This is a genomic window from Rania fehmarnensis (assembly GCF_056494185.1).
In genome coordinates this window covers 671,097-683,836 of sequence record NZ_CM151398.1, presented here as the reverse complement: position 1 = coordinate 683,836, position 12,740 = coordinate 671,097, and the positions used below count along the sequence as shown (strand labels likewise).

General features: G+C 52.6%; 5 protein-coding genes. All 5 read right to left on the bottom strand.

The window, feature by feature from the left end; all coding sequences use genetic code 11:
- Positions 1-150: 150 nt before the first annotated feature.
- The 5 genes from SH573x_RS02315 to SH573x_RS02295 all read right to left on the bottom strand — a co-directional run bounded on the left by SH573x_RS02315 (position 151) and on the right by SH573x_RS02295 (position 12,731).
- A complete protein-coding gene (locus SH573x_RS02315) occupies positions 151-3,723 on the bottom strand; it encodes a beta strand repeat-containing protein (RefSeq protein WP_479352677.1) in 3,573 nt (1,190 codons plus the stop codon).
- 156 nt (positions 3,724-3,879) lie between these two features.
- Positions 3,880-7,239, bottom strand: coding sequence for a protein kinase domain-containing protein (locus SH573x_RS02310; RefSeq protein ID WP_479352676.1), 3,360 nt, complete (start codon positions 7,237-7,239; stop codon positions 3,880-3,882).
- A 22-nt stretch (positions 7,240-7,261) separates the two neighbouring features.
- Positions 7,262-7,861 (bottom strand): sigma-70 family RNA polymerase sigma factor, encoded by a 600-nt coding sequence (locus SH573x_RS02305; protein WP_479352675.1) that lies wholly within the window; start codon positions 7,859-7,861, stop codon positions 7,262-7,264.
- 118 nt (positions 7,862-7,979) lie between these two features.
- The gene (locus SH573x_RS02300; RefSeq protein WP_479352674.1) at positions 7,980-11,651 is read right to left on the bottom strand and encodes a hypothetical protein; all 3,672 of its coding nucleotides are present in this window, start codon (positions 11,649-11,651) and stop codon (positions 7,980-7,982) included.
- 549 nt (positions 11,652-12,200) lie between these two features.
- Complete coding sequence (locus tag SH573x_RS02295; protein ID WP_479352673.1) at positions 12,201-12,731, bottom strand: AAA family ATPase; 531 nt, start codon at positions 12,729-12,731, stop codon at positions 12,201-12,203.
- Positions 12,732-12,740: the final 9 nt, after the last annotated feature.

The window sequence follows — 12,740 nt, the reverse complement described above, 5'->3', positions numbered from 1 at the left end:
ATTCCACTCGTGGCACACATCAACGCTGCAGGCAAATGGGAACGCATGTTATGCACAAAGCAGTGGCCAGTCTTCAATTAGACTGGCCACTGCCAGCGAGGGGATATCTCGGCATTCTGCATGTCAGCACATAAACACGGGAGGACAGCCCTAGGTTGAGTCCCTACCAGCCCCACTGAAGAAACCTAAGAGCCAGTCGTCATTCGCGCCGCCATTCAATTCATCGCCAGCTTGATCATTCGTAATAGTCGCTTGGGGACCACCGATGATCAAAAAGAAGTTCCCGTTGGCTCGTGGTCCAGTACCTACTCCATTCAAGTTTGCCACCCGCTGGGAATAGCTGCGATTGCTGTTCCACTCAGCCACGATGGATTGCAGTGCGGTATCAATGTTGTCATAGATGGTGCTGGAACCAATCAGTATGTCCGTGCCGTTGTTGCCGCTGAGGCAATCAGCTCCCAGACCTCCAATCAGAATATCTCGCCCACCTCCGCCTTCGAGACGATCATTCCCAGAGCCACCCAAGAGCAGATCATTGCCACCACCGCCGCTGAGTTTATCGTTGCCCGCATCACCATGTAATTCCGCGGGCAGATCAACGTTTTCCGACACTTCGATTTCGTCATTGCCGGCATATCCAAAGGCCACAATACGGCTGATTCCCGTAAAGGACATTTCGATATCGTCGCCACAGTGTTCCTCGTCAAACTCAACGCGGATTCGATTATGACACTTCTTGATTTCGATTTCATCGTGTCCACTGGTGCCGCCAATCAGCAGCATGTTCTGACCTACATTCCACGGGTCCGGCAGAACTGCGGCGGCGACAACCGAAACGGCTTTGGAGACCACTTGGCTAACGCCACCGTCCTTGTCCACTACGGTAGCTTTCACTGAGTAGCTGCCATTGTTGGCAAACACACGACTGACCTCCAGCGAAGCGCCGCCAGTGATGGTCTGGTCTACCGAACCATCACCATTCCAGTCGATGCGATAGACGAAGCTGGCTGCAGAGTCCACTGCAGACGCATCGGCCGCTGTAAACGTGAACGCCAGCGACTGTCCTCGAACTCCGATACTCGGACCGGCGACGGTTAACGTCGGATCGACATTCAGTATCGCAATCGTGGCTGAAGCGGTGGCGATCAGTCCACCATCGTCAGTTACTTGCAAGCCCACGGTTCGTGTGGCGGGGCCATCCAGTGCTGCAGCGTTGAATGTTGGAGAAACTCCAGCTTCATCGCCATTCACGGCTGCGGCTCCGACTTCACCATAGATGCCGTCTCCATCTAGGTCCCAGGCATACTGAAGTGTGCTGGCTGTCTGATCTGGATCGCTGGAGCCCATCGCGTTTAGTTGAACTGAACCGCCTTCGGAAACGATGTAAGGGCCGCCTGCATCAGCATTGGGCGGAAGATTCGTAGGGGCCGTCGAAGCGATGCCTGCACTGAATGTCGATGTGCCATCAGTCGTGGTCGCAGTTGAAGTAAACCAACTTCCCATGGAATACGTGTCGGGAATGATGGTTGAGAATACTGCGTTACCCTCTGAATCGGTCGTTGCATCAATGGTTCCCAGGGGCCGCAGTCCAGAGACCCACCCAATTTCGTTAGGTGCATTGCTCGTGTAAAGTTCGATCGTAACAAGAGTGTTAGGAGTGGTATTGATCGTACCTTCAAATATCGTATCGGTCCCAAGTGAGTATGCTGCAGTCAGTATGGGAGTATTCTGAAGATTATTGGCGCCAGTATCGGTATCAAGTTCATCGTTGGGCTCCGGGGCATAGTCACCCAAGTCGATGCTTGGCAACTCGCTATCAGCCATAATGTTGCGACTGACAACATTTCCAACTCCCGAACTAATTAAGACGGCAACTGAATTCGATACGTCGATTCCGGACAGCGTTTTTCCAAGTTGGTTTCCGATGACCTGATTGCCCGAACTTGTCCCAGTAATATGAATTTGCGTTGCACGCGACAAAAAGAAATTTCCAGCCCCAGGGTTGTCACCGCCGATGATGTTGTAGCTTGAGTCTACTACCGACATACCCCAAAAATTTTCGAACGCCACTTCTCCCGTAACATTGGTTACAAGGAGGTTTCCAGCAACAGTGCTGTAGTTGGTTCGTGCTAGGTTGATACCCGAAGATGTAACATTGGACTCGGCGCTATCAAACGTGCCGTCGGAATTGGTGCCAAGTCTAAGGTGATCCGAACCAATCGTAAGTATGCCGTGTTCACAAGGAAAGGAAATGAGACCGGTGATATCAAAACCAATGTAGTTGCCTGCCACGACATTGTTTGGGCTATCTTCAATGCGAACACCATTGGATCGGTCTGGCCCCCCCGCGACGATATTGCGTTCTAATGCATCCGAAACGCCGTCTGCGTTAGTACCGACAAGATTGTCAGAGCTGAGACCAAGAAAGATCGAGCCGCCACCAACACCGTTGCCAAAATTCTGCACTCCTGTTCTGTCCAAACCAACGATATTGCCTGCGATGACAGAGTTGGACATCAAGAGCGTGTAAATTCCGGCAAAAGTGTTGCCAGAAATCAAATTGCCTTCCGCTCCGTCACCGTTTCCATCTCCATCGGTGCCAATCACCAGTTGCTCGACGTAAATCGGCCGTATTCCGACTAGATTGGCGATGGGATAACTGCCTGTTATATCTAAACCCACCGTATTGCCCGAGACCGTATTACCAATTCCACTAACCGTTATCCCATTGGTTTCGTTACCCGAGACGAGGTTACCCTCCAACTCATCTGAAACTCCATCCGAGTTAGTCCCGATTCGAGAATAACTGGACCACATGATGAAGCCTTCAGTGTTCGGAATCGCAAAGCTACCGCCGATATCAGTTCCAATCAGGTTTCCGGCCACGATAACGTTCTCTCCGGCCAAGCTCATACCCGAAGTATTGCCCGAGATTAGATTTCCTTCGACATCGTCGCCTTGCCCATCGCCATTTGTCCCGACGACCAAGTTGGAAATGGTGGAGTAGACTCCGGTCGAGTTACCAATCTTAACGGTTCCCGAAGAATCGGTACCAATTTTGTTGCCCGCAATCGCTACTTGTGCGTCGCTGAACCCGACCAATGAGATCGCCGAACTGAATCCTGAAACGACGTTACCCTCCTGCAAGTCTCCAATTCCGTTGCCGTCAGTTCCAATGCGCGTACTCGATGTGTTTCCAATCAGATAGATGCCGGTTCCTGATGCCGGGCCGACAGTCCCAATTGCGACGGTTCCCGACGAATCCGTTCCAATGTAGCAACCTTCGATTGTCAGGTGCGTTGCATCGATCCCGAGTATGCCGACTTCGAACGAGTTGATGGTGAAGCCACGAACTGTGCTTCCGGAGCTACCGGCCGAGAATTGGAATCCAATGGTACCGTTGGTGTCCATACCTCGAATCTCAATGAGCGGTTGACCCGCGTAGCCTGGCTGGGAGGTACCATCGAGCACTACCGGGTCTGTCAGGGCTGGTAACTCGCTGGCCAATAAAATTGCTTGTACGCCGCCCGCGCCAATGTTGAACTCGATGGTGTCCGGACCGCTGTTTGAATTGGCATCGATGACCGCCTGTCGCAATGAACCCGCACCGCTGTCGTCAGTGTTGGTTACAGCCAGGACCGCCATGAGTCGTCGTTCTTCCAGCGATTCGAAATACGTCTTTCGGATAAGCGAACGCATACGTGAGGATTGCTTGCGGATCATTATTGCTCGATTCGGGGGGAGTGTCTGATGCAAAGTGCATCGAGAAGATTGAGGGAGATCTAACGAGATCTCTCCTAGACACTTTCCCGTCCGAAGTCCGCCGCGCCATATTTAGAAACTTCGAAATTTTTAACCGCAAATCACTGACTTGAATTATCAGTGATCGATGGTCAAGAAACGCAATTTGCCATGCCCTTGATCGTCGAACGAAGAAACTACAACGCGCCGATCAACTTTGGACACAGCCACCGCGGTCAACTGCTCTGCGGGAAACGGAATAGCCAGCAGCTCTTGATGCGTGTAGATCGAGAAAAAACGCAACATCCCATCGCTACCAGCGGTAACCAGGGTTGATTCGTCTTGAGTGACCTGCATATCTGTAATGGTATTGGCGTTCCCAAAAGGCAAACCAGAAGGGCGCGTCTCGTTTACTCTTACTAGCCTCACCAGACCATTGATCGAAGTAATGATCGAGTCTTTGGTGAAAACTGCATTTCCAAAACCAAAACCAAAATCGAAGTCCGTGGGCTGGCCTGCGGGTAACGGCTGCCAACGGCATTGTCCACCATGAGCCACCAAGACCTTGTCATACTCGGGAAAGAACGCCGCCAATGAATCTCCGCCAGAGGTTGGCCACCAGTACTGCACGAACGTTTGCTCTGGTATGCTCCACAGTGTACCACTGGCACAGCTTATATATTGACGGTCACCGCTCAACCAAAAACGCGAGTTCGATTGAGGAAAGGTAGTGACGCAGTTTAGCGATGGCTCGAGTTCCCAATGGCGGGTAACTTTACTTCCTGTCAACAAAGAGTGGTTCGAAGTGAATTCAAAGTCTTCGAATTCCTCTGTGTCCGGGAATCTCTCTACGAGTGCGCCATTGTCGCCGCGACGGAGTTCGAGTCGATTCTCTTTAGTTCTGCAGACGAGCCATTTGCTATCATCCGACCAGGCGAGCGATTCGTAACTGTGATCGCAAAGTGTTACCATATCCGCCAAGCGCTCTGTCTTTTGACTATCGATCAGCGCCACATCGGGCATGCTGCCAGTCACGGCTAGGTAACGCCCCTCAGGCGCATAGCGGCAACACCACAAACGTTGGCTGTTGAAAGGGTAGCTGGCGACTCGGCGGCCGCTTTGGACATCTATTACCTCCACGACCGGCCAGTTGGTTACCGCCAGCAATGTGTTGCCATCTGGCGAATAGTTTAAGGACTGCACCTGGTGCAACGCTGTGAATAAATACTCAGTTCTCTCGGGTTCGCTAACTCGCCATGTCCGTATATTGGCTTCTGCTCCGCCCATCGCGATGGAATCTCCTGTAGGTGACCAGGCGACAGCGAAGATGCCCCAGGTAAAATCATCGATACAGGCGAATTCGGTCAGTTGCGGTAGAGCACTGGTGTCCCAAATGCGGACCTTGGAATCATCGGCGCTGGTAGAAAGAAGATTGCGTGTCGGACTATGTGCAACCGATTGAATGCGCCCTTGATGTGCCTTGATCGTCTGGACTGGTTCTCGAACCTCACGATCCCAGACAATCAGCACACCACTATTGTCTGTGCTGAATACATACTTGCTATCTGCTGAAAATGCGACTCCCACTACTTTGTCATTATGCGATCCCAGCTCGAACGATTGCCAATCGTTAGCTCGATCCCAAATGCGAACTGTCTGATCATCGGAAGCACTGGCCAGCCAGCGATCGTCGGCAGAAAAGCAAACGAAATTCACTTCGTCACTATGTCCCGTCAACACCCTTTCCAGCGTCCCCGGTGACGCTTGTCGGCTGTAGAAACTAGTATCATCCCGCGGAAGCAACGGACGCCAAATACGAATCGATTTATCCTGCGAAGACGTAACCAATAAGTCGCCATTATGCGACCATTCGGTGCAATAGACTTCCTTGGTGTGACCCCGAAAGTGTGGGTAGCGAGTATCACAAATCTGCTTGGCAAAATACCAATCGAGTCCCCGCTGATCGTGCACAGCGTCTGCTGGGTCTTCGCGGTCCAAAGCCTGGTCAGCATTGAACAGATCCGACCGTTGTATCAGCAAATTGGCCACTGCCAGATTGTTATCGTATTGCATCCTGCGGAGGGCCACTTCCTGCTGGAGTGCAACTTTCAATTGCTCCTCAGTGAGCTTTTGTAACTGACCAATCTCGACCGACTTTTGCTCAGCAAGTTCTTTCGATTGCAAAGTTTGAGACTTGGCGTGCAGGATGTAAGAGGTCGTAACCAGTAGCAGCATCACTAGCAAACTTAGCGATAACAGCAGCGAAGCGACGACTTTCGGATAACGTGAGACAATCCGCAGGCAACGATAGGTCAAAGTGGGACGGCGAGCGAAAACAGGCCGCCCATTCAGGAAACGGTCCAAGTCAGCTCGAAATTCCGCCGCTGTCGTGTAACGCGTTTCCAAATCTGACGAGATAGCCTTTAGTACCACTGCCTCCAGCTCCATTGGAATGGCCGGATTGAGCGCGCGAGGTTTGATTGGCTGTCGATGAAGAACTGCATGTGTGAGCGCTGCGCGCGACGAATCCTCAAACGGTGGCTGCAGCGTTAACATCTCATACAGAGACACACCCAGCGAATAGATATCCGTGCGATGGTCAATTTTTGCGCGATCGCCCAATACCTGTTCGCGACTAGCGTAACGCAAGGTGCCGAGCAATTGACCGGTAACTGTCAAATTGTTTGCTTCATGCGAACAGGCCAATCCAAAATCGGCCACAAACACCTTGCCATCACCGTCAAGCAAAAGATTGCTCGGCTTTATGTCACGGTGAATCAAACCCTTCTGATGAGCATAGGACAGTGCGTCTGCAGAATCGTGTCCGAGTTTTGCAACCGTACGAAACCAACATGAGTCAGTTATCTGCTTGGGCAACTGCCCCGCGGGTCCTACATCGCCTCGCAGTCGTTCTATCCAAGCAGCGAGGTTCTCACCCTCGATCAACTGCATGGCGTAATAGTGAATGCCTGCTTCGCAGCCAACTGTGAAAACTTGGACGATGTGCGGATGATGCAGTTTTGCCGCTGCTTGCGACTCGATTTCGAAGCGACGCTGAAATGTCTTATCCAGTAGTGCGCCAGGTTGAAGAATCTTGACCGCAACTTTTCTGCGCAGCGCTGGCTGCTCCGCCAGGTAAATGACTCCCATCCCTCCCCGACCGATGGGTGATAGCAGTCGAAACTCGCCCAGCGATAAATATTCATTGGCCGCGAGATCCGTCGGGGGCAACCCTGCCGACAGACGATTGCTACCCGGATGTGCTCGCTCCGTGCTCAGCGATCCGCTCAACTCATCTTGCGTTACGGACCAAAGCTCTTTCAGCACTGCAATAAAGGGAGAGAGTTCGTGCAGACGATGTTGGTGAGCGGCCGTCCAATTATCGAGCTCAGCCGTAGAACCACTTTGGCAAATTGCCATATACTCTTCCAGTGCAGCCATTGCCTGCTGGCTGGGCGGATCGGACGCCAAGTCGGATTGACTATCATCAAGCTGCATTGACTACACCGTATCTGTATCATTAATCAGACGCAAGTTCCTGGCGCAGTTTTGTTAGTCCTCGCCACCACAATTTCTGAACCGCATCCTCGGACAATTTCAAATGCAAGGCAACCTCGGACATTTTCATTTGTTCGAACACACGCAGTTGTATGACTTCCCGATACCTCGGCGGCATACTAAGGAGAGCTCGCACGATGCGCTGCTTGTCTTCTTGACGGATAATTCTCGCGCGAGGCGATAATTCCAGAGAGGTCAGCGTACCAGCTATGTGGGCCGTCGATCCATAATCTAGAGTAAATTGATTCAGCTCGAGCCGCATTTGACGCTTGGCAGTGCCATGAAAATGCCGAATTTCGTTGATCAAGCTTCGTGCGAGAATCATCCGGAGCCATGCCAATAGCTCCGATTGCGTAGAACCACGAAACGATTTGAAATTCTGTACAGCTCTTAGGCACGTCAATTGGACGACGTCCGATTCGCTGACCTTACCTTGAAGACGACTTTCCAATCGCATACTCGCGTAGGCCAACAACCGTTTGCGAAAAGTCGCTAATACGCGTCCCATCGCATCCGAGTCACCGGCCTTTGCTAACTCGATGTCCTGGTCCCAATTGTTCATAGCACTGCTTCGTGGTCCGTTAACCGCAATTTGCCTGGAGACACAGTATAGTCAGTTTGCGTACCAACACTTACAAGCACGTGGACACGTCCACGTGCTTAGTACTCGGTTGTGTTTTTCAGATATAAGTTACCACTTCGCCCACTTCGACATCACGCACGAAGCCTGCCGTGAATTCCTTGAGTTCATCGGCGAAAAACCAGTCGCGTCCATCGTCACCATAGAAGACATCGACGATCACTGGGTACAGTGGGTAACCCCCGAGATCGTCGAAGACTGAATCCGTCAGCTTGGTATTGAATCGACCGACGCCGATGTCCCGCAGTTGCTCAACGCGATGTTCGTAGTCGCTGTCCGAGAACCACACGCGGGCTATCGCTTGACGCAGGTCTGCTTGAGCTATGTCCCTGAGGATCGGACAAAAGCCACCGATCAATATATCGTCGTCGGCACCTCCGTAGAGAACGTCTTTGCCCCAGTTGCTAATCAAAATGTCTCGGCCAGCTTCGCCGTACAAGCGATCGTCTCCATCGCCACTAAGAATAATGTCGTTGCCGTTGCCACCGTAGACGTGGCCGACGCCAATACTGATCACATCATCGCCATCACCCGCATAAATTTTACCATTGGCCACGGTATCGATGATATCGTTACCCGCTCCTGTGCGCAGCGTCAATTGTTCGCCGAAGCGACGCAGGTCAATTCGGTTGTCGGCTGCGCCAGTAGTAATATCGAAGATCTTTATGTTGGGCAATGAGTACCGTTGACGCTGACTGGTATAGATCACCAGGTAATTTTCCATCACGACATCAGCATCGGCGCGTACCTCAAGTGTGTTATCTCCTCCACCGCCGTTCAGTTCCACCACGCTGCCATTGCCATCGGCAGGTGTACGGAAGCGGTCGTTGTTATTTCCTCCAATCAGACGATCGAAGCCCGAGAAGGTCATAGGCACACGACCTACGGGGCGCACCGAACCGGACATCTGGGACGACAGCACCCAGGTGATGGGCATGTTGTGATTCTCGAGCGACAGTTGATCGATACCATCGCCCCCGCGCAAGCTCATGCCAAATGTGGGCGCATCGAAGTTGCCATCCAGAAGGCTGATCCGGTCATCACCGCCCAGCGCGCTGACAATCAAGGGCTTGCCATTATCGCGCAGCAACGACCAGGGAATAGCCAATCGCTTGGTGCCATTGCCTCCAACTCCATACAACCCGGTGACGGTGAACTTGATTCGTGGATCGGGCGAAAGCTCTGTCAGCACGAGCGCGTTGAGAGTGGTGCTGAACTGCCATTGATTGTCGTGTGACCAGCGATCGGCAATCTCAATTTGCCCGGCTGCGTTTAGGCTAACCGCAATGGAGATAGTCGGCAGATCGACTTTCAGGAAACGCACCGCCATGAAATCAACGTCTGTGCCTAAGGCTGTGGGCTGGTACGAACTGCCGGTGGCCAGGATGCGACCACTAGGCAAAACATGCAGACTGTTGATGCCAGCTCCGGCGATATTCTCGTTGTCTAAGCCTCGGTCTTGGCCCGGCAGTGGCCCGTCCCAAAAGCCATCGCCGTAAAAGCTCGAGTCAAATGTGCCATCGAAGTTGAGCACCGCAACACGATTGTTGAAGAGAACAACGAGTTGCCCCTCCGAACTCTCAACCATGGCGGTTACATTATTCCAAGCGATCGATGGCAGCCGGAAGCTTGGATCGTGGGTGCCATTGTTCAACAGACGCACGATGGTACCATTGCCACCCACGTAATAACTGCCGTCGGCCATGACCAGCAACGAGTGGACTGCTCCAACCAGGTTGGTCGTGAATTTGGAATTGACTCCAAAGCTCCCGTCGGGCGCTCCGTTGGTTAGCAAACGCGTTAGAAAAGTAACCTGGGTATACTGGTCTGGAAATCGCCTATATCGCAAAACGTTGTAACCGCCCGCCAAGATTTTACCATCGGCTTGTAAGGCCATCTGGGTGATGATCGCGCCCGTGGACGCCAGGCTGGCAATGCCATCGGTGCCGTAACTAGTGTCCGCGGATCCGTCGGTGTTATAGAGCAAGAAATGGGTAGTGCGAAACCAGTTGCGGCTGAACGCTGACACCACGATCTTGCCATTGGGCTGAACCAGAATATCGGTGACCGTGTCCTCGTAAGTTCCCAGATCTTTCAGCACGATCCCATCTTCAGAGAAACTGGTATCGAGTTGGCCGCTTGTGGTTAAGCGTGCGATCAGGATCTCTTGATCACCGTTCCGCAATGCCACGTTGCTGGCCAGGACTAGCTTGCCATCGCGACCGACGGCTAGCCCGGCAAAACCACGCATGTAATAGCCTTCAGGCATTGGTATGACCAGTTTGCCACCACTGGCAAAAGTCGTATCCAGTTGACCTGCAGCCGTGTATTGAGAGACGACAATGTTTTGACCAGCAGCCGTGTATTGAGAGACGGCAATGTTTAATGTGTCACTACCGGCAATGGCAAACTTGCCACCAGGTAGCAGCACAGATTCGGTGGCAAAATCGCTGGATGGGCCAGTGGGAACTACCACCATGCCGTCATCACCGAAACTTACATCGTCCACACCAGAGCCGAGCAAGCGGCGCAGGACCATGTGGTGGACAAAATTGAGATTGAGCCCGCCCACTATGACCGCCTTGCCATCGGGCTGGACGGCAATATCGGTGGCTTCCATCCAGCGGACTTGGTAGGTGTAATACAGAGGATCAGCCGCATAGCTTGGGTCATGGGCACCGTCGGGCAACACGCGCAGCAGTCCACCGCGCGTTTGAATCAACATGCGTCCACTAGGTAGCACATGCACCTTCGAACTCTGGAAAACCCGTGCCCTATACTTGGCCATACCATTCTGGCTAAAGCTGTTATCCAGCGAACCATCGCTGCTGAGCCGCACTACTGCCGCGTAGTCGAGATACAGCGCACACGATAACACGATGCGGCCATCGGGTTGCAACGTAACGTGACCACCTTCCTCGGGCGCCGTGTCGCTACCGATGATGTCGACGATCTGCACGCCTCGTTCACCAAAAGCATTATCCAAGCTGCCATTGGGATTGATGCGTGTTACAAACAGATCTTGGATGGACTGAGCGGTTCTGCTAATGCCGGCAACTAAGATACTGCCGTTGTTCTGCAGAGCCAACGATCGGCCGGTCTCCTCGAATCGAAAGCCCTGACGGAATGTGCCATCGCCCGCGAAGGTTGTATCCAGTTGTCCATTTGGTTGTAATCGAGCCACGCCTACCTGATAGTCCGCCGTGCCCGCCACGATGATACGATCAGCCCAATCGACTTCGACCGCGTTGGCAACTTCTTGTTGGCCTCCGAAATCGATCATGACGATTCCTTGATTGCCGAAAGCACCATCCAGTTCGCCGTAGCTTGTATACCGCGCAACCATGTAGTCATCGACAATCGCTGCCGTCGCCGTACCAGCCACGATTAGCGAGCCATCGCTCTGCTTGGCCATCGAACGCACATAGAAGGGAGTGGCCACGCGTCCATCGGGACCAAAGGTCGGATCAAGCTGGCCGTCGCGAGTGTAACGCACCAGCGCATTCTCCCCCGCCACCACGATCTTACCATCAGCTTGCAATGACACATCGAAAGCTTTACCGCTGGAACTGAGTGAATCGCCGAAGTCGGTTTGCACCAGTCCAGCTTCACCAAAGCTGGAATCTATTGTTCCCACGGCCAACAATCGGCGACATTCGAGTTCTTCAATCTTTAAACAATAACGCTGCTTGGGGCGAAGTGGGCGTTTCATGGGCGTGCTCCAATAATCTTCTGGGCGATCCCCTATGATACCCCCAACCACACTGAAGTCGCAGTGCGGCAAAAAAGAGCAGCGAGGCACCGCGGCTACTAGCTTCTGGTAGTCGTTGTAGTCGAAGATTGAGCTTGCACCAACGAACGACGTTCGGATTGCAGGCCGGATTTAATAAAATCTTCTAAGCACGTGGACACATCCAATCCGGGATTAGGGCACAAACCATATCCCAGGAGAATAACACTTAGTACGCTTAACAATCAAAGCTTGGAGTCACTGTTGGATAGAGTTCCTAGCGCTACCGGGTGGGCTTGCTAGTCCGTGATGTTGTCAAGATCGTCGGCTTTGGCTGGAGAAAATGGGCCCGGATTGCAGGTTCGGTTTGATGGGAGGATCGTTTGCGGCCTTTGGCGGTAGTCCTGCACCAACTCAAATTTGTCCGCCGAGCTTCCTATATTTTCTTTCTTAGAATCTTTTCTTCGTTCGGGGCTTAGTTTGCCCCGACGCGCAGAGTGCCCTAATCCCGAATTGGATGTGTCCACGTGCTTAGCAATCATTCAGGATGCTATCGACCGTTAGGTCGTGACGCCAGCGAGCCATCCAGTGTCGGATGGTCGCGGCGGGTACACGATGTGTCTTACGTGTGGCATCCGCAAGTTTGGCGGCCCAAGCATCAAACAATTCATCCGCAACGAACTGTTTGTATTTGAGCAAAACTCGTAACTCCTGCCACCAGGGAGAGTCCGGTTCGGCGAGCTGTACGGAGTAACCATGCTTGACCGCGTAGGCGGCATATTGGCGGGTCTCTAAATTCAGACCATTGCCACGGTCAACAACAATCGGCGAGATTCTTTGCGCAATAGCCGCACAATATCTTTCGAAATTCCAATGCCGTGCCTTCGGCAACAGCTGGTCACTGTAGTCGTACCTTGTTGGATCGTCGCCAACCTGCTTGTAAAAGTACTCATCGGTTTCGCAGACAATTCCATTTTCGCCAGCAAGTCTGCGTGCCATATGACTCTTGCCACTGGCTGGCAGTCCTCTAAGCAAATAGACCTGCTGCGATGATTGCGTCATATCTAAAGC